This is a genomic window from Pseudomonas sp. NPDC089743 (genome assembly GCF_044748785.1).
Classification (GTDB): Bacteria; Pseudomonadota; Gammaproteobacteria; order Pseudomonadales; family Pseudomonadaceae; genus Aquipseudomonas; species Aquipseudomonas putida_X.
In genome coordinates this window covers 223,551-246,584 of record NZ_JBIVGS010000003.1, presented here as the reverse complement: position 1 = coordinate 246,584, position 23,034 = coordinate 223,551, and the positions used below count along the sequence as shown (strand labels likewise).

25 protein-coding genes and 1 tRNA gene are annotated in these 23,034 nt (G+C 61.7%); 2 read left to right on the top strand and 24 right to left on the bottom strand.

Features of this window, described 5'->3' with window-relative positions:
- The 17 genes from ACIPZC_RS07970 to trmJ all read right to left on the bottom strand — a co-directional run bounded on the left by ACIPZC_RS07970 (position 1) and on the right by trmJ (position 13,882).
- Entirely contained in the window at positions 1-642 is a 642-nt protein-coding gene (locus ACIPZC_RS07970; RefSeq protein ID WP_241804189.1) for a tetratricopeptide repeat protein, read from the bottom strand.
- A 39-nt stretch (positions 643-681) separates the two neighbouring features.
- Positions 682-1,971: a histidine--tRNA ligase gene (gene hisS, locus ACIPZC_RS07965; protein WP_241804188.1), complete on the bottom strand. Its 1,290-nt coding sequence runs from the start codon at positions 1,969-1,971 to the stop codon at positions 682-684.
- 24 nt (positions 1,972-1,995) lie between these two features.
- Positions 1,996-3,105: a flavodoxin-dependent (E)-4-hydroxy-3-methylbut-2-enyl-diphosphate synthase gene (gene ispG, locus ACIPZC_RS07960; protein ID WP_012316136.1), complete on the bottom strand. Its 1,110-nt coding sequence runs from the start codon at positions 3,103-3,105 to the stop codon at positions 1,996-1,998.
- Between the two features lie 3 nt (positions 3,106-3,108).
- Positions 3,109-4,155, bottom strand: coding sequence for a RodZ family helix-turn-helix domain-containing protein (locus ACIPZC_RS07955; RefSeq protein ID WP_349974817.1), 1,047 nt, complete (start codon positions 4,153-4,155; stop codon positions 3,109-3,111).
- Complete coding sequence (pilW, locus tag ACIPZC_RS07950) at positions 4,152-4,913, bottom strand: type IV pilus biogenesis/stability protein PilW (RefSeq protein WP_400626070.1); 762 nt, start codon at positions 4,911-4,913, stop codon at positions 4,152-4,154. Before pilW ends, ACIPZC_RS07955 begins: the two co-directional genes overlap by 4 nt.
- Positions 4,914-4,926: 13 nt before the next feature.
- A complete protein-coding gene (gene rlmN / locus ACIPZC_RS07945) occupies positions 4,927-6,072 on the bottom strand; it encodes a 23S rRNA (adenine(2503)-C(2))-methyltransferase RlmN (RefSeq protein ID WP_241804184.1) in 1,146 nt (381 codons plus the stop codon).
- Positions 6,073-6,100: 28 nt separating this feature from the next.
- Complete coding sequence (gene ndk / locus ACIPZC_RS07940) at positions 6,101-6,526, bottom strand: nucleoside-diphosphate kinase (protein ID WP_241804183.1); 426 nt, start codon at positions 6,524-6,526, stop codon at positions 6,101-6,103.
- A gap of 89 nt (positions 6,527-6,615) precedes the next feature.
- On the bottom strand, positions 6,616-6,816 hold the full coding sequence (gene iscX, locus ACIPZC_RS07935) for a Fe-S cluster assembly protein IscX (RefSeq protein ID WP_024762959.1): 201 nt from the start codon (positions 6,814-6,816) through the stop codon (positions 6,616-6,618).
- Positions 6,817-6,826: 10 nt separating this feature from the next.
- Positions 6,827-7,168, bottom strand: a complete 342-nt coding sequence (gene fdx, locus ACIPZC_RS07930; protein WP_039604293.1) for an ISC system 2Fe-2S type ferredoxin — start codon at positions 7,166-7,168, stop codon at positions 6,827-6,829.
- A gap of 3 nt (positions 7,169-7,171) precedes the next feature.
- The gene (gene hscA / locus ACIPZC_RS07925) at positions 7,172-9,034 is read right to left on the bottom strand and encodes a Fe-S protein assembly chaperone HscA (protein ID WP_400626066.1); all 1,863 of its coding nucleotides are present in this window, start codon (positions 9,032-9,034) and stop codon (positions 7,172-7,174) included.
- Positions 9,035-9,076: 42 nt separating this feature from the next.
- Positions 9,077-9,598, bottom strand: a complete 522-nt coding sequence (gene hscB, locus ACIPZC_RS07920; RefSeq protein WP_027920280.1) for a co-chaperone HscB — start codon at positions 9,596-9,598, stop codon at positions 9,077-9,079.
- Positions 9,599-9,606: 8 nt separating this feature from the next.
- A complete protein-coding gene (gene iscA, locus ACIPZC_RS07915; protein ID WP_008092567.1) occupies positions 9,607-9,930 on the bottom strand; it encodes an iron-sulfur cluster assembly protein IscA in 324 nt (107 codons plus the stop codon).
- A gap of 41 nt (positions 9,931-9,971) precedes the next feature.
- Positions 9,972-10,358 (bottom strand): Fe-S cluster assembly scaffold IscU, encoded by a 387-nt coding sequence (gene iscU / locus ACIPZC_RS07910; RefSeq protein ID WP_007929523.1) that lies wholly within the window; start codon positions 10,356-10,358, stop codon positions 9,972-9,974.
- Positions 10,359-10,404: 46 nt separating this feature from the next.
- Complete coding sequence (locus tag ACIPZC_RS07905; protein ID WP_241804181.1) at positions 10,405-11,619, bottom strand: IscS subfamily cysteine desulfurase; 1,215 nt, start codon at positions 11,617-11,619, stop codon at positions 10,405-10,407.
- Between the two features lie 46 nt (positions 11,620-11,665).
- A complete protein-coding gene (gene iscR, locus ACIPZC_RS07900) occupies positions 11,666-12,157 on the bottom strand; it encodes a Fe-S cluster assembly transcriptional regulator IscR (RefSeq protein ID WP_042111731.1) in 492 nt (163 codons plus the stop codon).
- A 180-nt stretch (positions 12,158-12,337) separates the two neighbouring features.
- On the bottom strand, positions 12,338-13,123 hold the full coding sequence (gene cysE, locus ACIPZC_RS07895) for a serine O-acetyltransferase (protein ID WP_241804180.1): 786 nt from the start codon (positions 13,121-13,123) through the stop codon (positions 12,338-12,340).
- 3 nt (positions 13,124-13,126) lie between these two features.
- A complete protein-coding gene (gene trmJ, locus ACIPZC_RS07890) occupies positions 13,127-13,882 on the bottom strand; it encodes a tRNA (cytosine(32)/uridine(32)-2'-O)-methyltransferase TrmJ (RefSeq protein ID WP_267818598.1) in 756 nt (251 codons plus the stop codon).
- Positions 13,883-14,033: 151 nt separating this feature from the next.
- Here trmJ and suhB point away from each other — a divergent pair, with 151 nt between their 5' ends.
- Complete coding sequence (gene suhB, locus ACIPZC_RS07885; protein WP_241804178.1) at positions 14,034-14,852, top strand: inositol monophosphatase family protein; 819 nt, start codon at positions 14,034-14,036, stop codon at positions 14,850-14,852.
- A 57-nt stretch (positions 14,853-14,909) separates the two neighbouring features.
- Here the strand turns inward: suhB and ACIPZC_RS07880 are convergent, their stop codons facing one another.
- The 6 genes from ACIPZC_RS07880 to queA form a co-directional block, all read right to left on the bottom strand.
- The gene (locus ACIPZC_RS07880) at positions 14,910-15,455 is read right to left on the bottom strand and encodes a glycine zipper 2TM domain-containing protein (RefSeq protein WP_267818600.1); all 546 of its coding nucleotides are present in this window, start codon (positions 15,453-15,455) and stop codon (positions 14,910-14,912) included.
- 121 nt (positions 15,456-15,576) lie between these two features.
- Complete coding sequence (gene secF / locus ACIPZC_RS07875) at positions 15,577-16,485, bottom strand: protein translocase subunit SecF (RefSeq protein ID WP_400626061.1); 909 nt, start codon at positions 16,483-16,485, stop codon at positions 15,577-15,579.
- Positions 16,486-16,495: 10 nt separating this feature from the next.
- On the bottom strand, positions 16,496-18,358 hold the full coding sequence (gene secD / locus ACIPZC_RS07870) for a protein translocase subunit SecD (RefSeq protein ID WP_400626059.1): 1,863 nt from the start codon (positions 18,356-18,358) through the stop codon (positions 16,496-16,498).
- 62 nt (positions 18,359-18,420) lie between these two features.
- The gene (gene yajC / locus ACIPZC_RS07865) at positions 18,421-18,756 is read right to left on the bottom strand and encodes a preprotein translocase subunit YajC (RefSeq protein ID WP_008092587.1); all 336 of its coding nucleotides are present in this window, start codon (positions 18,754-18,756) and stop codon (positions 18,421-18,423) included.
- A gap of 44 nt (positions 18,757-18,800) precedes the next feature.
- Positions 18,801-19,916, bottom strand: a complete 1,116-nt coding sequence (gene tgt / locus ACIPZC_RS07860) for a tRNA guanosine(34) transglycosylase Tgt (RefSeq protein WP_241804434.1) — start codon at positions 19,914-19,916, stop codon at positions 18,801-18,803.
- A gap of 14 nt (positions 19,917-19,930) precedes the next feature.
- The gene (gene queA, locus ACIPZC_RS07855) at positions 19,931-20,980 is read right to left on the bottom strand and encodes a tRNA preQ1(34) S-adenosylmethionine ribosyltransferase-isomerase QueA (protein ID WP_241804174.1); all 1,050 of its coding nucleotides are present in this window, start codon (positions 20,978-20,980) and stop codon (positions 19,931-19,933) included.
- Positions 20,981-21,088: 108 nt separating this feature from the next.
- On the opposite strand from queA, the gene ACIPZC_RS07850 reads away from it, so the two are divergent.
- A tRNA-Leu gene (locus ACIPZC_RS07850) sits at positions 21,089-21,173 on the top strand.
- Positions 21,174-21,372: 199 nt separating this feature from the next.
- Here ACIPZC_RS07850 and ACIPZC_RS07845 read toward each other — a convergent pair.
- Positions 21,373-22,704, bottom strand: coding sequence for a Fic family protein (locus tag ACIPZC_RS07845; protein WP_400626057.1), 1,332 nt, complete (start codon positions 22,702-22,704; stop codon positions 21,373-21,375).
- Between the last annotated feature and the right edge of the window lie 330 nt (positions 22,705-23,034).

Here is a 23,034-nt window from a genome sequence, read left to right as displayed (position 1 = left end):
TCACGCGTCCCCTTTGGCCAAGTCATCCAGCTTCAGTTGCAAGCCACCGACCGCCGCCTCATCGGACAGCGCGGCCTTGGCTTTTTCATAAGCGCTGTGAGCATCGTCGGCACGACCCAACTGCACCAGCAGGTCGCCCTTCAATTCTTCACGGCTGGCCAGAAACGCCTTGTCAGCGTCACCGTCGAGCAGCTTGAGCGCATCTTCGGCCTTGTTCTGAGCCGCGAGCACGCGTGCCAGGCGCTGGCGCGAAATTTCGCCCAGGGTGTCGTCAGCAGGCTTGTCGAGCACATTCTTCAGCTCGGCAGCGGCGTCGTCGAGCTTGCCGCTCTCGACCGCGACCTTGGCCACGAACAGGCTGCCGTATTGGGCGTAGGCGGTACCACCAAACTCGCTCTTGAGCTTGCCGGCCAACTCAGCGACCTTGGCCGCGTCCGGCTGCCCGCTCGGCGTCAGGCTGGTTTCAAGCAGGGCCTGATACAGCTGCGATGCGCCTTGCGACTGGTTGTCCTGGTACTTGTGCCACGCGTTCCAACCCAAAACCACCACGCCCGCCAGCAGTGCACCGGTCAGCAGTGGCTTGCCGTTGCGGCTCCACCAGTCCTTGAACCCTGCCAGGTCATCATCATCGGTACTCGACACCCCAATACTCCTTTTCGCCTATTCGCTTGTTGAACCGCGTTACGCCTGAGCGATCGCGGTTTCCAGGTGCTCAGCCAGAGCATCCCAGGCAATGTTCTGTTGTTCGCCCTGACCACGCAGGGGCTTGAGGCCAATCTCTTGCTTGGCCAGCTCGTCGTCACCCAGGATCAGGGCAAACAACGCGCCGCTCTTGTCGGCTTTCTTGAACTGGCTCTTGAAGCTGCCGCCACCGGCGTTGACCGCCAGGCGCAGGCCCGGCAGACGGTCGCGCAGGCTTTCGGACAAGCGCAGGCCAGCCAGCTCCGCCTGTTCGCCAAAGGCGCACAGGTACACATCGATCTGGCGGTTGATGGATTCCGGGACCTTGCCCAGGGTCTCCAGCAGCAGGATCAGGCGCTCGATACCCATGGCGAAACCAACGCCGGTGGTCGGCTTTCCACCCATCTGCTCTACCAGGCCATCGTAGCGGCCGCCTGCGCAGACAGTGCCCTGGGCGCCAAGCTTGTCGGTGACCCACTCGAACACGGTCTTGCTGTAGTAGTCCAGGCCACGCACCAGCTTGGTGTTGATCACGAATGGAATACCGGCAGCATCCAGACGGGCCTTGAGGCCCTCGAAGTGCACCCGGGAGTCTTCGTCGAGGTAGTCTTCCAGCTTCGGCGCGCCGACCAGCACCGCCTGAGTATCGGGGTTTTTGCTGTCGAGGATGCGCAGCGGATTGCTCTTGAGGCGGCGCTGGCTGTCTTCGTCGAGTTGCTCCAGGCGCGCCGAGAGGAACTCGACCAGCGCGTCACGGTAGCGGGCGCGGGCCTCGCTGGTGCCCAGGCTGTTCAGCTCGAGCTTGACCGCATCCTGGATGCCCAGCAGGCCCCACAAACGCCAGGTCAGCATGATCAGCTCGGCATCGATGTCCGGGCCGTCCAGGTTGAACACCTCGACGCCAATCTGGTGGAACTGGCGGTAGCGGCCCTTCTGCGGGCGCTCGTGGCGGAACATCTGGCCGATGTACCACAGTTTCTGCACCTGGCCGTTGCCGGTGATGCCGTGCTCGAGCACCGCACGTACGCAGGCAGCCGTGCCTTCGGGGCGCAGGGTCAGCGAATCGCCATTGCGGTCCTCGAAGGTGTACATCTCTTTTTCGACGATGTCGGTGACTTCACCGATGGAGCGCTTGAACAGCTCGGTGAACTCGACGATCGGCGTGCGGATCTGGCTGTACCCATAGGTGTCCAGCAGCCCGGCGACGGTGCCTTCGAAGTAGCGCCACAGCGGCGACTGCTCTGGCAGGATGTCGTTCATGCCACGGATGGCTTGCAGCGATTTGCTCACGAAAAGTCCTTACGAATCTGTGTGTCAGCCGCGGGCGATCAGCGCCGCGTCGGCCTCGACCTTTTCGGCCGCTTTCTGGCGGATGAGCTTTTCCAGCTCATCGACCAGGTTGTCATTGGTCAGTTTCTGCGCCGGCTTGCCATCGATGTAAATCAGGTTCGGCGTGCCGCCGGTCAGGCCCACGTGGGCTTCCTTCGCTTCGCCAGGGCCGTTGACCACACAACCGATCACCGCCACATCCAGCGGTACCAGCAGGTCTTCCAGGCGCCCTTCCAGTTCGTTCATGGTCTTGACCACATCGAAATTCTGCCGCGAGCAGCTCGGGCAGGCGATGAAGTTGATGCCACGCGAACGCAGGTGCAGCGACTTGAGGATGTCGTAGCCGACCTTGACTTCCTCGACCGGGTCGGCCGCCAGCGAAATGCGGATGGTATCGCCGATGCCTTCGGCCAGCAGCATACCGAGGCCGACGGCGGATTTCACCGTGCCGGAGCGCAGCCCACCGGCCTCGGTGATACCCAGGTGCAGCGGCTGGATGATCTGCTTGGCCAGCAAGCGATAGGCTTCGACGGCCATGAACACGTCGGAGGCCTTGACGCTGACCTTGAAGTCCTGGAAATCCAGGCGATCGAGGTGCTCCACATGGCGCAGGGCCGATTCGACCAACGCCGCCGGGGTCGGCTCGCCATATTTCTTCTGCAGGTCCTTTTCCAGGGAGCCTGCGTTGACACCGATACGGATCGGAATGCCACGGTCACGAGCGGCATCGACCACAGCACGAACACGGTCCTCACGGCCGATGTTGCCCGGGTTGATACGCAGGCAGTCGACGCCCAGTTCGGCCACGCGCAACGCGATCTTGTAGTCGAAGTGGATGTCAGCGACCAGCGGTACGCTGACCAGTTGCTTGATTTTGCCGAACGCCTCGGCGGCGTCCATGTCCGGCACCGAAACACGGACGATGTCTACACCGGCATCGACCAGGCGCTGGATCTGGCCCACTGTGGCGGCGACATCATTGGTGTCGGTGTTGGTCATGCTCTGCACCGCAATGGGGGCATCACCACCCACCGGTACATTGCCGACCCAGATTTTGCGGGATTCGCGACGTTTGATCGGAGATTCGCCGTGCATGACTTACTGTCCCAACTTCAGGCGAGCGGTTTCGCCACTGGTGAACGGGGCGACATCGACGGCTTGGCCGTTGTAGCTGACCTGGGCGCCGCGGGCAAAGCCCAGGCGTACCGCGAACGGCGGCTTGCCGGTCAACTCGAGGTTGTCGCCCTTGCGCTTGATGGCGCTGAACAGCACCTTGCCGTTGCCATCGGACACCTGGGTCCAGCAATCGGCGGTGAACTGGATGGCTACCTTGGCGCTGCCGGCAGGTACGGCGGCAGGCTCGGCGGTACTGGCCGGCACGCTGGCCTCGGGCGCAACGGGGGCGGCCTGGGCTACGGGTGCGGTTGGCGAGGCCGATGCAGCCGGTGCGGCTGCCGTTGTCGGCGCTGGCGCTGCAGCTTGGGCAGGTGCCTGCTGGGCCGGTGCGGGTGCTGCGGCGTCAGGGGCGGCGGCGCTGGCGGCCTCGGGGGCGGCCCCGGCCACCGGCTCGGCAGGTGCCTGCTCCAGCGGCAGCGGCGCGCTTTCGCCCTGCTGGCCCAAGGTAACGGCCTGGTCTTCAGGCTCGTCCAGCGGGTGGATCTGGGTGGTACCGTCGGCGCTTTCGACCTCGACGTGCTCCAGGGCGATCTTTGCCAGGTCCTTGCCGCGCAGGCTGCCCTGGTCCTGCCACCACAGGAAGCTGCCACCGACCACCACAAGCAGCAGCAACAGGCTGACGCCGCGCAGAATGTTGTGCGAAAGGCGCACCGGCTCTTCGATGCGGCCCAGTGAGTGCACGTCGCTGCCCTTGGCATGGGTGCCGGTGTACTGGTCGAAGGCCTCGACCAGCGGCGCCTGGTCCATGTCCATCAGCTTGGCGTAGGCACGGATATAGCCACGGGCGAAGGTGTGCCCTGGCAACTTGTCGAAGGCACCGGTTTCCACGTGGTTCAGCGAACTGACGGTGAGGTTGAGCTTGCGGGCCACCTCGGCTTGCGACCACTCCCGTCTTTCGCGGGCCTGGCGCAACAATTCACCGGGGTTCTGGCCAGTCGCTGCTGCTACTTCGGGATGCGCGGCTTTCATCGTTGCTCCGACAGGTATTGCTGATATTCCGGCGTACCGGGATAAAGTCGTTGTAGTTGCTGGCCCAATTCGGCCTGTGTGCCCTGCTCGTCGAACACCCGGGCAAGACGGCTGCCCAGCAGGAGACTACGGGCATTGTGATCGCTCAACTGGCTGAAACGATCGTAGAAACCCCGGGCCGGCACATAATGCCTGTTTTCGTAGGACAACTCAGCCATTTCCAGCAACGCTCTGGGTTGCCGCTGATTGAGTTGCAGAGCCTTGCTCAGGTACGCCTGCGCCTGGGCACGGTTGCCGAGCTTCAGGGCTGTCAGGCCGAGGTTCTCGTAAACGCGCGAACGTTCAGGATACAGGGTATCGGCGCTGGCGAGGCGAAACATCTGCTCGGCTTCGGCGAAACGCTGCTGAGCATATAGGAAACTGCCGTAATTGTTGCGAATTCGCGTGTCACCGGGGCGTGCCGACAACGCTTTCTGGAAGTGTTGCTCGGCCAGCGCAGCTTCACCTTGGGCCTGGAACACCAGCGCCAACGCCGCGTGCGCATCGGCATCCTTGGCATCCAGCGCCAGTGCCCTGGCCAACGGCGCCTTGGCCTGTTCGGTCAAACCTTGTTGCAGATAGCCAAGCCCGAGCTGCACATAAGCACGCCCTGCCTCCACTCGCCCCTGGTGCGTGGCCAGTGGGTCGCTCGCACCACCCGACACGCAGCCGGCCAGCAGCGAAAGTGCAAGGATCGACAGCGCGGCGCGCAGGCTCATGGCGGGCCCGGACTCAGTGGCGCACAGCGCTGTCTTGCAGCTCGGCGTCGGCAGACAGCTGACGTACGGCGATGTAGCGCTCGCTGCGGCGGGTACGGTCATTGACCTGGCCGACCAGCTGGCCACAGGCGGCATCGATGTCATCGCCACGGGTGGTACGGGTGGTGACGTTGAAGCCACCGTGGTGCAGCAGGTCCTGGAAGCGGCGGATAGCGTTGTTGCTAGGGCGCTCGTAACCGGAATGGGGGAACGGGTTGAACGGGATCAGGTTGATCTTGCACGGTACATCGCGCAGCAGTTCGATCATCTGCGCGGCATGCTCTGGCTGGTCGTTGACGTCCTTGAGCAGGGTGTACTCGACCGTCAGCACGCGCTTGCCACCCAAGGTGGCCATGTAGCCCATGCACGACTCCAGCAGCATCTTCAGCGGGTATTTCTTGTTGATCGGCACCAGCTGGTTGCGCAGCGCGTCGTTAGGCGCATGCAGCGACAGGGCCAGGGACACGTCGATGTGCTTGGCCAGTTCGTCGATCATCGGTACCACGCCGGAGGTGGACAAGGTGACGCGACGCTTGGAAATGCCATAGCCCAGATCATCCATCATGATCTTCATGGCAGCGATGACATTGTCGAAATTCAGCAGAGGCTCGCCCATGCCCATCATGACCACGTTGGTAATGGCGCGGTCGATCTTGGCCGGGACGGTCCCGAAGGATTTGTTGGCAAGCCACACCTGGCCGATCACTTCGGCGGCGGTGAGATTGCTGTTGAAGCCTTGCTTGCCGGTGGAGCAGAAACTGCAGTCCAGGGCACAGCCGGCTTGCGACGACACGCAGAGGGTGCCGCGATCGTCGGTTGGGATGTAGACGGTCTCGACGCAGCTGCCGGAGGCAACGCGGATCACCCATTTACGGGTGCCGTCTGCGGAAATGTCTTCACTGACCACTTCCGGAGGACGAATTTCGGCAACAGCCTCGAGCTTTTCGCGCAAGGCCTTGCCGACGTTCGTCATGGCGGCGAAATCATCGACGCCAAAATGGTGAATCCATTTCATCACCTGGCCGGCACGGAAGCGCTTCTCCCCGATAGAGTCGAAGAATTGTTCCATTTCCGGCTGGGTCAGGCCCAACAGGTTGATTTTGCCAGTAGATGTCGTCATGGATTCACCCTCACCCGTAAGCTTTCGCTTAGCGAGTGGTTACCTCGGTAGCAGCGAAGAAGTAAGCGATTTCGCGAGCAGCAGCAGCTTCGGAGTCCGAACCGTGAACGGCGTTGGCGTCGATCGACTCGGCGAAGTCAGCACGGATGGTGCCGGCAGCAGCTTCTTTAGGGTTGGTAGCGCCCATCAGCTCACGGTTCAGAGCGATGGCGTTTTCGCCTTCCAGAACCTGAACGACAACCGGGCCGGAAGTCATGAAGGCAACCAGGTCACCGAAGAAGCCGCGCTCGCGGTGCTCAGCGTAGAAACCTTCGGCTTCGGCTTTGGACAGTTGCTTGATTTTCGAAGCAACGATTTTCAGGCCGGCTTCTTCAAAGCGAGTGGTGATCTTGCCGATGACGTTTTTGGCGACTGCGTCAGGCTTGATGATCGAGAAAGTACGTTGAACAGCCATGGAAAACTCCAGAATATGAGTGTTGCGAAAAATTAAACCCGCGAATTATACGCGGGTTCCAGGGGATTGCCTAACCTGCAGCGTCACGCTTAGTCGGCTTCGTCTATCCAGGCCGCCTGGATGGCCTCGAGCACTTTCTCACCGCCGCGTGACGGATCGTCGCTGAATTCCGGCAAGGCCAGCACCCAGCGATGCAGATCGACGAAATTCACATAACGAGGATCGACGTCCGGCTTGCTTTCTGCAAGCTGGATAGCGATCTCAAGTACATCAACCCATTTCAGACTCATTGAAAAATCCTCAGTGGGGCGCTTCGGCAGCGTGGTTGAGCGAATATTTCGGAATCTCGATGGTCAGGTCCTGATCACCGACGACCACCTGGCAGCCGAGACGCGATTGCGCCTCCAGGCCCCAGGCCTTGTCCAGCATGTCCTCTTCGAGTTCGTCGGCTTCTTCAAGCGAATCGAAACCCTTGCGCACGATGCAGTGGCAGGTGGTGCAGGCCTTCACGCCACCGCAAGCGCTTTCCATCTCGATGTGATGGTCGTGGGCCAGCTCCAGGATATTGGTCCCGGGCTCGACCTCCACGCTCAGCCCCTCTGGGCAGAACTTCTCATGCGGCAGGAATGTCACCAGCGGCATCGGTTACTCCTCGATCTCATTCAGGTTGCGCCCGGCCAGTGCGGCTTTGACCGTCGAATCAAGGCGACGGGCGGCAAATGCATCGGTCACCTGCGACAGACGCTTGGTCTGTTGCTCGATGGCAGGGCCATCGGTGCCGGTCAGCAAATCACGTAGTTCTTGCATCTGGAATTCGATGGCTTCGCGCTCTTCACGGCTGAGCAGTCGCTCGCCATCAGCGTCCAGGGCGCCCTGCACAGCTTCAAGCAGGCGCTCGCCGTCAACCTGGTGTTCACGAAGCTGACGCGCCTGTTTGTCGGAGCCGGCATGCTCGAAGGAGTCCTTGAGCATGCGCGCGATCTCGCCGTCGGTCAGGCCGTAGGATGGCTTGACCTGGATGCTGGCCTCTACGCCAGAGCCCAGCTCACGCGCCGCGACGCTGAGCAAACCATCGGCATCGACCTGGAAGGTCACGCGGATTTTCGCGGCGCCGGCAACCATGGCCGGAATACCACGCAGCTCGAAGCGCGCCAGCGAACGGCAATCGCTGATCAGCTCGCGCTCACCCTGCAGAACGTGAATCATCATGGCCGACTGGCCATCTTTGTACGTCGTGAATTCCTGCGCGCGGGCCACTGGGATGGTGGTATTGCGCGGGATCACCTTTTCCATCAGCCCGCCCATGGTCTCAAGACCAAGGGACAGCGGAATGACGTCGAGCAGCAGCAGCTCACCGCCTTCGCGGCGGTTGCCGGCCAGGGTGTCAGCCTGAATGGCAGCGCCGATGGCGACCACCTGGTCGGGGTCGATCGAGGTCAGCGGGGTACGGCCGAACAGCGTGCCTACCGCTTCACGGACACGCGGTACGCGGGTCGAACCACCGACCATGACCACCGCACCCACCTCCTCCAGTTCGACGCCACTGTCGCGCACGGCGCGGCGGCAGGCCTTGAGGCTACGGGCAATCAGCGGTTCGATCATGGCTTCGAAAGCGGCGCGGCTGAGCTCGCCCTGCCAGGCGCCATGGCTGACGCAGACCAGGTCGGCGTCGGTCAGGGCTTCCTTGGCGGCGCAGGCAGCCTGAAGCAGCTGGCGCTGGGTAGCCGGGTCGAGGTCGGCGGACAGCCCGGCCTGCTCGATGATCCAGCTGGCAATGGCGTGATCGAAGTCGTCCCCGCCAAGGGCCGTGTCACCACCGGTGGCAAGCACTTCGAACACACCTGCGGTCAGGCGCAGGATGGAAATATCGAACGTACCGCCGCCCAAGTCATAGATGGCCACCAGGCCTTCGGCATTCTGGTCCAGGCCATAGGCAACGGCAGCGGCGGTCGGCTCATTGAGCAGGCGCAGCACGTTGAGGCCAGCCAGTTTGGCGGCATCCTTGGTCGCCTGGCGTTGGGCATCGTCGAAATAAGCCGGCACGGTGATCACCGCGCCCACCAACTCGCCACCCAAGGTCGCTTCGGCGCGCTCGCGCAGCACCTTGAGGATATCGGCGGACACTTCCACCGGGCTCTTTGGCCCCTGGACAGTCTCGATGAACGGCATGTGCGACTCGCCGCCAATGAAGCGATACGGCAGCTGCTCACCCAGTTGCTTGACGTCGGCCAGACCACGCCCCATCAGGCGCTTGACCGAAAGCACGGTGTTCAGTGGGTCGCTGGCGGCAGCTTCTCGCGCTGCCAGGCCGACCTCATTGTGGCCAGCCAGATAGCGCACTGCGGAGGGCAGAATGACGTTGCCCTGCGCATCGGGCAGGGGTTCGCTGCGACCGCTGCGCACGGCAGCGACCAGAGAATTGGTAGTACCCAGGTCAATGCCCACCGCCAGGCGACGCTGGTGCGGCTGGGGGGTTTGACCGGGTTCGGCGATCTGCAGTAGGGCCATGCTTATCTGAATACCTTAGGCGTCATCACGGGCAACGCCGGGTTAATCGTCGAGGCGCTCTTCTAGTTGGCGCACTTCCTGGGCGAGCTTGTCGAGGAACTGCATGCGGCGCATCAGGCGCTCGGCCTTGTCGCGCTCGGCAGGCACATCCCAGCAGGCGGCGAAATCCTCGTTGAGCGTGTCCTGAGCAGCCTTCAGGCGCTTCTTGAACACGGCGACACCGTCGAGGTCGGCTTCGTCCTGCAGCTCTTCGAGTTCCTCGCGCCACTGCATCTGCTGCAGCAGGAAGTCAGGGTCGTGGACCGTGACTTCCTGAGGCACCTCGTGGCCACCGATGGCCAGCAAATAGCGGGCACGGCGCGGGGCACTGCGCAACGTCTGGTAGGCGTCGTTGAGGGCGGCGGATTTTTCCAGCGCTACCCGCTGCTCTCGCTCGGAAGCGTCGGCGAAGCGGTCAGGATGAACCTCGCGGGCCAGCTCGCGATAGCGAGTGGCCAGCTTGTCGAGGTCCAACCGGAAGCACGGCTGGAGGTCGAACAGAGCGAAATGACAAGGAGTACCCACAGCCAGCCTCAGACGTTGAAGCTTTCGCCGCAGCCACACTCACCGCGTACGTTGGGGTTGTTGAACTTGAAGCCTTCGTTCAACCCTTCCTTGACGAAGTCCAGCTCAGTGCCGTCAAGGTAAACCAGGCTCTTGGGATCGATGATCACCTTGACGCCATGGTTTTCGAACACGGTGTCCTCGTCCGCCAGTTCATCGACGAACTCCAGCACGTAGGCCAGGCCCGAGCAACCGGTGGTGCGCACGCCCAGGCGGATGCCCTCGCCCTTGCCGCGCCCTTCGAGGGAACGCCGCACGTGGTTGGCGGCGGCTTCTGTCATGCTGATAGCCATCGGTACTTATTCCTCAACGTCGGTACTTCGCAACAGGCGACTTAGATCAAGCCTTTCTTCTGCTTGTAATCGCGAACGGCTGCCTTGATGGCATCTTCGGCGAGTACCGAGCAGTGGATCTTGACCGGCGGCAACGCCAGTTCTTCCGCCAGCTGGGTGTTCTTGATGGTTTCGGCTTCGTCCAGGGTCTTGCCCTTCATCCACTCGGTGGCGAGGGAGCTGGAAGCGATGGCCGAACCGCAGCCGTACGTCTTGAACTTGGCATCTTCGATGATGCCTTGCTCGTTGACCTTGATCTGCAGACGCATCACGTCACCGCACGCTGGGGCGCCGACCATGCCGGTACCGACATCCGGGTCCTCGGCATTCATCTTGCCGACGTTACGTGGGTTTTCGTAGTGGTCGATGACCTTTTCACTGTATGCCATGGTGCAATTCCTTCCTCATCAGGGAGCCGCTCTTGCTGGCGACTGCTTAGTGGGCGGCCCACTCGATCTTGGAGATGTCAACGCCGTCTTTGTACATGTCCCACAGCGGCGACAGCTCACGCAGTTTGTTTACAGCCTCGCAGACTTTCTGCGCGGCGTAGTCGACTTCTTCCTCGGTGGTGAAGCGGCCGAAGGAGAAGCGGATCGAGCTGTGCGCCAGCTCGTCGTTGCGGCCCAAAGCGCGCAGTACATACGACGGCTCGAGCGAAGCGGAGGTGCAAGCCGAACCTGACGATACCGCGATGTCCTTGAGCGACATCAGCAGCGACTCGCCTTCGACATAGTTGAAGCTCAGGTTCAGGTTGTGCGGTACGCGGGCAGTCTGGCTGCCGTTGACATACAGCTCTTCGAGGTCCGAGACCTGCTTGAAGAAGCGGTCGCTCAGGGCCTTGATGCGCTGGTTTTCCGCGGCCATTTCCTGCTTGGCGATGGCGAATGCTTCGCCCATGCCGACGATCTGGTGGGTCGGCAGGGTGCCCGAACGCATGCCGCGCTCATGGCCACCGCCGTGAATGATCGCTTCCAGACGCACGCGAGGCTTGCGGCTGACATACAGCGCGCCAATGCCCTTCGGGCCGTAGACCTTGTGCGCGGAGAACGACATCAGGTCGACCTTCAGCTTCTGCAGGTCGATCTCGACCTTGCCGGCCGACTGGGCGGCGTCAACGTGGAACAGCACGCCGCGCGAGCGGGTCAGTTCACCGATGGCGGCGATGTCGTTGATCGAGCCGACTTCGTTGTTGACGTGCATCAGCGAGACCAGAATGGTGTCGTCGCGCAGCACCGCTTCGACCTGGGCCGGGGTGACGATGCCGTCTTCACCGGGCTCCAGATAGGTGACTTCGAAACCTTCACGCTCGAGCTGGCGAGCGGTGTCCAGGACCGCCTTGTGCTCGATCTTGGAGGTGATGATGTGCTTGCCCTTGGTCTGATAGAAGTGCGCCACGCCTTTGAGGGCGAGGTTGTCGGACTCGGTTGCACCGCTGGTCCAGACGATCTCGCGGGGGTCGGCGTTGATCAGCTCGGCAACCTGGCGACGGCCGTTTTCGACCGCTTCCTCGGCTTTCCAGCCGAACACGTGGGAGCGCGAAGCCGGGTTACCGAAGTTACCGTCGACCAGCAGGCAGTCGGCCATCTTCTGGGCGACACGGGGATCGACCGGTGTGGTCGCGGAGTAATCGAGGTAGATCGGCAACTTCATTGAGTATCTCCTATCAGGCGGTGGCGTCGCTCGTCACTGTAAAAGGTCAGTCGACGGCGGACGTCTCAATCTTGTCCAGCTGGGCAGAACGGCCTGCGACACGACGCAGGTCCTGGCGCTGGGCGACTTCCTGCACCTCACGGCGCATGACGAGGTCAGCCAGGCTGATGCCGCTGAGGAATTCGTGGATCTGCTGGCTGAGGTCGCACCACAAGTGGTGGGTCAGGCAGGTGTCACCGGCATGACAATCCCCAAGCCCCTGGCAACGGGTGGCATCGACCGATTCGTTGACCGCGTCGATGACCTGGGCCACCTGGATGGTTTCCATGCCACGAGACAGCTGGTAACCACCGCCCGGGCCGCGCACGCTGGATACCAGGCTGCTGCGGCGCAGCTTGGCGAACAGCTGCTCCAGATAAGAGAGGGAAATGCCCTGGCGCTCGGAAATGTCGGCCAAAGACACAGGCCCATGCTGCGCGTGCAACGCCAGGTCAAGCATGGCTGTCACGGCGTATCGGCCTTTGGTAGTCAGTCGCATGGCTAAATGGATACCACGAGAGTTACAGGATGTGAGCGAGTATGCGATTCCCGAGCATTTAAGTCAACTATTAGACCTACTGCTTTAGTCGGGTTTGCATCTGGGAGGCGGGCGCGATTGTAGCAGCAAAGGGGCGTGAGCACACGCCCCCTATGCCAACCTGCCGTCACTGTGGCGCGATCAATGCGACCGAGCGTCGCGTGGGGCCGCTGCCGCGGTCTCGCTGAAGTCGTCTTCAGGAAGGGCCGGCAGCTCCTTGGCGCAGTAGTCACTGCCCATCTTGGTCAGTGCGCCGCACATGCCTTCCAGGCGCTCGTCGACAGCCTGCAGGTGGTCGAGCATCTGGCCGATGGCGCGCGCCACCGGGTCAGGCATGTCGCCACTGACACCGTAGGCATCGAAGCCGATCTTTTCCGCCATGGCCTTGCGTTTGGCCTCGACTTCGCTGTCTTCGCGCTTGACGATGATCCGCCCCGGGATGCCGACCGCCGTGGCACCTGCCGGCACCGCCTTGGTCACCACCGCGTTGGAGCCGATCTTGGCCCCGGCACCGACGGTGAACGGGCCGAGCACCTTGGCCCCTGCACCCACCACCACGCCGTTTTCCAAGGTCGGATGGCGCTTGCCTTTGTTCCAGCTGGTGCCACCCAGGGTCACGCCCTGGTAAAGCGTGACGTCGTCACCGATCTCGGCGGTTTCGCCGATCACGATACCCATGCCGTGATCGATGAAGAAGCGCCTGCCGATGGTGGCGCCGGGATGGATCTCGATACCGGTCATCCAGCGGCCGAAATTCGACACCAGGCGAGCCAGCCACTTGAAATCGCGCCTCCACAAGGCATTGCCCAGGCGATGCAGCCAGATGGCATGCATACCCGGGTAGCAGGTCAGCACCTCGAAGGCATTGCGCGCCGCCGGGTCCCGATGGAAAACGCTTTGAATATCTTCACGCAGACGTTCGAACATCTGTCAGTCCTTCCTTTTATGCGGCTCGCCCCGCGCGACCTTCTGGGTCTCGGTGAGGATACCGCGCAAAATGCTCATCTCCGGACGCTCCACCGAACTGCGCCCATACAGCCGGCGCAGGCGCGCCATCAGGTGCTTGGGCTTTGCGGGGTCAAGGAAGCCGATGTCCACCAGGGTTTTCTCCAGGTGTTCATAGAACAGTTCCATTTCGTCCATGGTCGCCAGCTCGCTGGCGTCGACCTTTTCGACTTTCTGCGCCGTGCCTTCAACCGCCAGCCAGGCCATGCGCACCTCATAAGAGAGCACCTGGACCGCTGCGGCCAGATTCAGCGAGCTGAAGTCGGGGTTCGAGGGAATGTGCACGTGGAAGTGACATCGCTGCAGTTCTTCGTTGGTCAGGCCGGCGTGCTCACGCCCGAACACCAAGGCGATCTCCTCTCCCCCGACGGCATGCTCCACGGCCTTGGCCCCGCATTCACGGGGGTCGATCAACGGCCAGGGAATACTGCGCTCACGGGCGCTGGTGCCCATGACCAGGCTGCAGCCGACCAGTGCCTGCTCGAGGCTGTCGACCACCTGGGCACCGGCCAGCACATCGTCGGCACCGGAGGCCCGCGCACTGGCGTCCGCGGCGGGGAATTCTTTTGGCTGCACCAGCACCAGACGCGACAAGCCCATGTTTTTCATGGCTCGCGCAGCGCCGCCGATGTTGCCGGGGTGGCTGGTATTGACCAGAACAACACGAATATTTTGCAGCAAGGTGTTGTGCTCACAGATGCGGGTTTTGGGGGATCCGATCTTACAGAACCGACCAGCGTAACGCCATGAAAGCAAATGTGACACTTCTGCCGCCAAACTTTTCTGCTAGAATGTTCGGCTTTCTTCTTTAACATCTCCAGGTGACCCGCCCATGCAGCCTATGCTGAATATCGCCCTGCGCGCCGCTCGCAGCGCCAGTGAACTGATTTTCCGCTCCATCGAACGCCTGGATAGCATCAAGGTGGACGAGAAAGAGGCTAAGGACTACGTTTCCGAGGTTGATCGCGCCGCCGAGCAGAGCATCGTCAACGCCCTGCGCAAGGCTTATCCGAACCACTCCATCCAGGGTGAGGAAACCGGCCTGCACGCGGGCTCCGGTGAAGAAGGCAAAGACTACCTTTGGGTCATCGACCCACTGGACGGCACCACCAACTTCCTGCGTGGCATCCCGCACTTCGCCGTCAGCATCGCCTGCAAATACCGTGGCCGCCTCGAGCACGCCGTGATCGTCGACCCGGTACGCCAGGAAGAATTCACCGCCAGCCGCGGCCGTGGCGCCCAGCTCAATGGCCGCCGCCTGCGCGTCAGCTCCCGCACCAGCCTGGACGGCGCCCTGCTGGGCACCGGCTTCCCGTTCCGTGACAACCAGATGGCTGACATGGACAACTACCTGGGCATGTTCCGCGCCCTGACTGGCCAGACCGCCGGCATCCGCCGCGCCGGCTCCGCCAGCCTGGACCTGGCCTACGTGGCGGCCGGCCGCTTCGACGCCTTCTGGGAGTCGGGCCTGTCCGAGTGGGACATGGCAGCAGGCGTGCTGCTGATCCAGGAAGCGGGCGGCCTGGTGAGCGACTTCAACGGTGGCCACGACTTCCTCGACAAAGGCCACATCGTTGCCGGCAACATCAAATGCTTCAAGGCCGTGCTGACCGCTATCCAGCCGCACCTGCCAGAGCACATGAAGCGCTAAGCGCAGATTGCAGGCACAAAAAAAGCACCGCGAGGTGCTTTTTTTGTGCCTGCAATATCATTGCTGCCCGGCGTCACTCAGGATCAGCTTGCCGTTCTTGTCCAGTGGGATGGTCGAGCCCGGCTCGCGATCCATCTTCACCTTGCCCACCTGGCCATCGATTGAATAGGTCACGGTGTAACCCACGACCTTCTCACTGACATCATTGACCGTGTTGCAACGGGTTTGCGTGGTGGTATAGGTGTCACGCTGCTGCATGCCCTCCTGCACCTTGTTACCGGCATAGCCACCACCGACAGCACCGGCCACGGTGGCGATCTTCTTGCCGGTGCCGCCACCGATCTGATTGCCCAGCAAGCCGCCCGCCAGGGCGCCTACCACGGTACCGGCGATCTGATGCTGATCCTTGACCGGCGCCTGACGCGTCACGGCCACGTCCTTGCACACTTCGCGAGGGGTTTTCACCTGCTGCTTGATCGGCTGCACGTCGGTGACCTGGGCGTATTCGGGGCCTTTGTTCACCAAGCTGTAGGTCGCCACAGCACCTCCGGCAGTCACACCGACAGCACCCAGTACCGCACCCACCAGCATTGATTTGTTCACATTGAACCTCCTGATTCATACCCGCGGGGTAAACCCGCCTGCTCCCAGCCTTGGAGCAAAAAAAAAGGCGCGAGTTCAACACTCGCGCCTTTTCGATCGCCGAACGGCGTAGGGCTAAGCCTTAAGGGCGGTCATCCACACCGTCGGTCTTGGCCGGCGGAATGAGGTCTTCGCTGTTCAGGTTCAGCCAGATCAGCACCACGTTGGCGATGTAGATCGAGGAGTAGGTACCCGCCATGACACCGATGAACAGGGCCAGGGAGAAGCCGAACAGGTTGTCACCGCCGAAGAACAGCAGCGCAGCGATTGCCAGCAGGGTCGATACCGAAGTGGCCACCGTGCGCAGCAAGGTTTGCGTGGTCGAGATATTGATGTTCTCGATCAGCGAGGCCTTGCGCATCACGCGGAAGTTCTCACGCACCCGGTCGAACACCACGATGGTGTCGTTGAGCGAGTAACCAATGATCGCCAGCACCGCCGCCAGTACCGTCAGGTCGAAGGTGATCTGGAAGAACGACAGGATACCCAGCGTCACCACCACGTCGTGGATCAGCGAAATGATCGCGCCCACGGCGAATTTCCACTGGAAGCGGAAAGCCAGGTAGATGAGGATGCCGCCCAGCGCCAGGAGCATGCCGAGGCCACCCTGGTCGCGCAGTTCTTCACCCACTTGCGGGCCAACGAACTCGACGCGCTTGACCGTCGCCGGGTTGTCACCGCCAACCTTCTGCAGGGCTTCGGCCACCTTGTTACCCAGCATCGGGTCATCGCCAGGCATACGCACCAGCAGGTCGGTGGTAGCGCCGAAGCTCTGCACCACGGCCTCGTGGAAACCGGATTCGACCAGCTCGGCACGCACCGCCTTGAGGTCGGCCGGGCGCTCGTAGGTCAGCTCGATCAGCGTACCGCCGGTGAAGTCCAGGCCGAAGTTCAGGCCCTTCTGCCACCAGCTGAACAGTGCCAGCACGGTAAGGAGCACGGTTACGGCGAACGCGACCTTGCGCACACCCATGAAATTGATGGTTTTCATCGTCGCCCCCTCAAACCCACAGCTTCTTGATGTCACGCCCGCCACAGGTCAGGTTGACCAGCGCACGGGTCATCATGATGGCGGTGAACATCGAGGTGAAAATCCCGAGGGACATGGTGACCGCAAAGCCCTTGACCGGGCCGGTACCCATGGCAAAGAGGATGCCGCCGACCAGCAATGTGGTCAGGTTGGCATCGACGATCGCCGAATACGCGCGGTTGAAGCCTTCATGAATCGCCCGCTGCACCGACATGCCGGCAGCGATCTCTTCACGGATACGCGAGAAGATCAGTACGTTGGCGTCGACGGCCATGCCCATGGTCAGCACGATGCCGGCGATGCCTGGCAAGGTCAGGGTAGCGCCCAACAGCGACATCAACGCCAGCAGCAAGACCATGTTGCCCGCCAGGGCGATGGTCGCCAGCACGCCGAACGCGCGGTAGATGGCGATGATGAACAGCGAGACGAACAGCATGCCCCACAGCGACGCATCGATACCTTTGGTGATGTTGTCGGCACCCAGGCTCGGGCCGATGGTACGTTCTTCAGCGAAGTACATCGGCGCGGCCAGGCCACCAGCACGCAGCAGCAGAGCCAGCTCGGACGATTCGCCCTGCCCGTTCAGGCCGGTGATGCGGAACTGGCTGCCCAGCGGCGACTGGATGGTCGCCAGGCTGATGATCTTCTTCTCTTCCACGAAGCTCTGTACCGGCACGTCCTTCTCGACGCCGTTGACAGTCTGCTTGACGTAGCGGGTCACCGGCTTCTGCTCGATGAAGATCACCGCCATGCTGCGCCCGACATTGCTGCGGGTCGCGCGGCTCATCAGCTCGCCACCGTGGCCGTCCAGGCGAATGTTCACCTGCGGCCGGCCATGCTCGTCGAAGCTGGCCTGGGCGTCGGTAACCTGGTCACCGGTGATGATCAGGCCACGCTCGACCTGGGCGGAGCGGCCGCCCTCACGGAACTCGAAGACCTCGGTAGTGGCCCTGGACGCACCCGGCTCGGCGCCGAAGCGGAACTCCAGGTTGGCGGTCTTGCCGAGGATACGCTTGGCTTCGGCAGTGTCCTGCACACCTGGCAGTTCGACCACGATGCGGTTGGCGCCCTGGCGCTGAACCAGCGGCTCGGCGACGCCCAGCTCGTTGACGCGGTTGCGCACGGTGGTGAGGTTCTGCTTGATCGAGTACTCGCGGATCTCGGCGACTTTCGCCTGAGTCAGCGCCAGACGCAGCACAGCGGTTTCATTACGTTCGCTGGTGGTCAGGTCGAAATCACTGAAATTCTTGCGGATCAGGGCACGTGCCTGTTCGCGGGTTGCATCGTCGGCGAAGCCCAGCATGATGCCGCCATCCTGCTGGGGCAGGCTGCGGTAGCGGACGCGCTCTTTGCGCAGCAAGGTCTTGACCTCGCCTTCGTAGACTTTCAGGCGGGCGCTCATGGCCTTGTCCATGTCCACTTCCAGCAGGAAGTGCACACCACCGGACAGGTCCAGGCCCAGCTTCATCGGGCTTGCACCCAGGTTACGCAGCCATTGCGGAGTGGTTTGGGCCAGGTTCAGGGCCACGACATAATCATCGCCCAGTGCCTTGCGCACCACATCCTTGGCTGGCAACTGGTCTTCCTGGTTGCTCAGGCGCACCAGCGCGCTGCCCTTCTCACCCAGGCTCGCACCTTTGACGGTGATACCGGCTTCGGTCAGCGCCTTGCTGACGCGGTCGAGGTCGGCCTGGTTAACCTGCAGCGCCGAGCTGGCACCGCTGATCTGCACCGCCGGGTCATCCGGGTAGAGGTTGGGAGCGGAATAAATAAAACCGATCGCCAGTACCATCACGATCAGTGCGTATTTCCACAGAGGGTATTTGTTCAGCATCACGCCGCCCGTTCAAGACGCGGGGCGCGTTGCGCGCCCCGACTGGAAAAAAAACCGGTAACTCAGATAGCCTTGAGCGTACCTTTTGGCAGGGTCGCGGCAATGGCGCCCTTCTGGAACTTCAGCTCGACCGTGTCGGACACTTCCAGCACCACGAAATCATCGGAAACCTTGACGATCTTGCCAGCGATGCCGCCGTTGGTGACAACTTCATCACCTTTTTGCAAGTTGCTCAGCAGGTTCTTCTGCTCTTTGGCACGCTTGGCCTGCGGGCGCCAGATCATCAGGTAGAAGATGACCAGGAAACCGACCAGGAAAATCCACTCGAAGCCGGTGCCGGCTGGGCCAGCGGCGGGTGCAGCAGCGTCCGCATAGGCGGCGGGGATCAAGAAGCTCATTGGGCACTCCAGTTGCGTAAGTTTTAATTAGATGGTGCGAACAATCAGTCCAAAGGCGGCACAGGTAGCCCGCGCTTGGCATAGAAGGCGTCGACGAAGGCGGCCAATTTACCCTGTTGAATAGCCTCGCGTAAACCGGCCATCAAGCGCTGGTAATGGCGCAAGTTGTGGATGGTATTCAGCATGCTGCTCAACATTTCGCCGCACTTGTCCAGATGATGGAGATAGGCGCGGGAGAAGTTTGTGCAGGTGTAGCAATCACAGGTCGGATCCAGCGGCGAATCATCGTGGCGATGGAACGCGTTGCGGATCTTGATCACCCCTGTATCGACGAACAGATGGCCGTTGCGCGCATTACGCGTCGGCATCACGCAGTCGAACATGTCGACGCCGCGGCGCACACCCTCAACGAGATCTTCAGGTTTGCCTACCCCCATAAGGTAACGAGGTTTGTCAGCAGGCATCTGATCTGGCAGGTAATCCAGCACCTTGATCATTTCGTGCTTGGGCTCGCCCACCGACAGACCACCGATGGCCAGGCCGTCGAAGTCGATATTGACCAGTGCTTCCAGCGACCGCATGCGCAAGTCCTGGTACATGCCGCCCTGGACGATGCCGAACAGCGCCGCGGTGTTGTCCCCGTGGGCGTTCTTCGAGCGTTGCGCCCAACGCAGCGACAGCTCCATGGAGGTGCGCGCCACATCGTGCTCTGCAGGGTACGGTGTGCACTCGTCGAAGATCATCACGATGTCCGAACCCAGGTCGCGCTGCACCTGCATGGACTCTTCCGGGCCCATGAACACCTTGGAGCCGTCCACTGGGGAGGCGAAGGTCACGCCCTCCTCCTTGATCTTGCGCATGGCGCCCAGGCTGAACACCTGGAAACCACCCGAATCGGTCAGGATCGGGCCTTTCCACTGCATGAAATCGTGCAGGCCGTTGTGCTTCTTGATCACCTCGGTGCCCGGGCGCAGCCACAGGTGGAAGGTGTTGCCGAGGATGATCTCGGCACCAATGGCCTCGATGTCACGTGGCAGCATGCCCTTGACCGTGCCATAGGTGCCCACCGGCATGAACGCCGGGGTCTCGACCGTGCCACGGGGGAACGTCAGGCGGCCACGACGGGCCTTGCCGTCGGTGGCCAGCAGTTCGAAGGACATTCGACAGGTGCGACTCATGCTTGATCCTCTGGGCCGCGTGGCGCCGGATTGCGGGTGATGAACATGGCATCACCGTAACTGAAGAAGCGGTACCCCTGCTCGACCGCCGCCGTGTAGGCAGCCATGGTCTCGGGGTAACCGGCGAATGCCGAGACCAGCATCAGCAGCGTGGACTCCGGCAGGTGGAAGTTGGTGACCAAGGCATCGACCACATGGAACGGCCGGCCCGGGTAGATGAAAATATCGGTATCGCCGCTGAAGGCCTTGAGCACGCCATCGCGCGCAGCGCTTTCCAGCGAGCGCACGCTGGTGGTGCCGACCGCAACCACGCGGCCACCCCGGGCCCGGCAGGCCTCGATGGCATCGACCACATCCTGGCTCACTTCGAGCCACTCTTTATGCATGTGGTGGTCTTCGATCTTGTCGACCCGCACCGGCTGGAAGGTGCCCGCGCCGACATGCAGGGTGACGAAGGCACGCTCCACGCCCATGGCGGCGATCTTGTCCAGCAGCGCTTCGTCGAAGTGCAGGCCCGCGGTCGGTGCGGCTACGGCACCAGCGCGTTCGGCGTACACGGTCTGGTAGCGCTCACGGTCGGCGCCCTCGTCCGGGCGGTCGATGTAAGGCGGCAGCGGCATGTGCCCGACACGCTCGAGCAACGGCAGCACCTCTTCGGTGAAGCGCAGTTCGAACAGCGTGTCGTGGCGGGCAACCATCTCGGCCTCGCCACCGCCGTCGATGAGGATCACCGCGCCTTCTTTGGGGGCCTTGCTGGCACGCACATGGGCGAGCACGCGGTGGCTGTCCAGTACCCGCTCGACCAGCATTTCCAGCTTGCCGCCGGAGGCTTTCTGGCCAAACAGCCGCGCCGGGATGACCCGGGTGTTGTTGAACACCATCAGGTCGCCGGGGCGCAGGTAGTCGAGCAGATCGGTGAATTGTTTGTGCGCCAGCGCCCCGCTTGGCCCATCGAGGACCAGCAGTCGGCTGCCATGGCGCTCGGCCAGCGGGTGGCGGGCGATCAGGGAATCGGGGAGTTCGAAGGAAAAATCGGCGACGCGCATGATGATGTTCGGGTTCGGCAGGGCCGGGAAGTTTAGCCCAATGTGTGAAAATTGACCATGAAAGCCGATTGACCGACCAGAGGTAGCTCTCTATACTGCGCGCCACACGCCCTGATGGCGGAATTGGTAGACGCGGCGGATTCAAAATCCGTTTTCGAAAGGAGTGGGAGTTCGAGTCTCCCTCGGGGCACCAAAATCCGGAAAAAACCGACCGTATGGTCGGTTTTTTTATGCCTGCGGTTGGACCAGCAAGCTCCTGGCCCAGTGCATCGTCATCCGCCCAAGCAAACGCCCAGTATCACTACACAGGCAAATGCCTCGGCGCAGCACACTACGCGCCCGTTACCATCTTGCAGGCACGGGGCATAGGTTCACTAAGCAGCCCCGTGAAATCATGAGGGTCTCCCGGCCTTGATCCATTCCGTTACCTGCCTCATGGTCAGCCGATACCTGGCGCAGTTGTGCAGCGCCAGGATATCCAGTTCAGCCTGCAACAGAGGCTGAAACTGCCTTTTCTCGTCCTCTGAAAAAGGCAGCCCGGCTACCACGGAGCGGACAGTGAGCCTGTCGCGTACGACGGCACCAATCGTCTCGTTCAACACCTCTCGATACTGCAGGCGCACGGGGTCTGGAACCCCCATTGCTTCAAGCATCACGCCATACTTGCTGATCGACCTGCGATAGACCCAGACAAACAGATCCGCTGCCATCGCCATATCACGCTGCTCATACACCCCCATCATCGCCAGCGCATAGTCCTGCGGGTTTACGTCCAGGAACGACAAAGGCGAGCAGTTATAGAGCATCAGCGGTATGTTCGCCGCCAACCGACTTGTGCGCTTGTTGCCATCTTCGAAGGGTTGCAGGTAGGCCAGGTTTATCCACAAGAAGAATGCCGCCTCGATGGGATTCTTGATCTGCCGTGCCTTGTCGAGTATCAAGTCGAACATCTCTTCCAGCAGTGAGGGCACCTGGGTTGGGAAGTAGGTAGTCCCGCTGATGTTCACGACTGTCTGGCGAATACTGCCCAAGGCATTGCTGTCTGCTAGCAGATCCTGCATCAGCAAGCCATGCAGGTTGCGGATGACGGCGGAGTTGAGGCCGTATTCAGGTACTGCATCGACCATGAATTCGATGGCCGCCTTGTGATTGAGCAACATCACCGCATCGAGATCTCCCTGCGTCACACCACTTTCGAACAGCTTCTTGGTGTCGAGCAGCGTATAGCGGTTGCCTTCCAGATGTGACGAAGACCATGACAGGTCAATCAACAAAGGTTCGAGTACTTTGCGCGCGTAGGTGCCGGCTGGCTGCTGCCCCCTCATCCGGCCTTCAGCCTCTAGCGCAGCCGTCAAGCTGGGTGGCAGCCAGGCAGTCTGGTTCGGCTCGTAGCTGTCTACAAGGTCGCGCTGATAGGTGACGACTTCGCGCATTGCCAATGGACGGGTCAACGACTTGCGCAGGGCGAGGCTCGCAGGCGACCAAGGCAGATCAGCGGAAGGAGACTGCGCAGGCGCACTGTCTGGCAATCGAGCATCTGCCGTGACCAGCCGGTAACGCGTGATACGTCCGTCCTTCTCGCGCTGAACCTGGCCAGCCTCCAACAACGCATCGAGGTGACGCTTGACTGTGGCCCAACTTGCATCGAGACGCTCGGCGATCTCACGCGATCTAAGGCTCCGATCCTCCTGAAGCAGTTTCAGAATCTTGTTCAGCAATGTCATGGCGTCTCCGGATGCAGCTCAATGCAGCTCAATGCAGCTCAATATAGCTCAATCCAGCTCAATCCAGCTCAATCCAGCTCAATCCAGCTCAATCCAGCTCAATCCAGCTCAATCCAGCTCAATCCAGCTCAATCCAGCTCAATGAGCTGAGGCCATTTCACTTTTGAATGCAAGCCCCTTTTCAACCCGCAGTTTTTGACGCCACCCCAATGGCCACGGGCTCTCCAGCCATGCCTGGAATCTATTGGCCAGCACCTTTGCCCCCACCTAAGATGTCATTCGTCGGATATACACAGAAAGTATTGATGGCGTAATAGCACTTCGCCATAG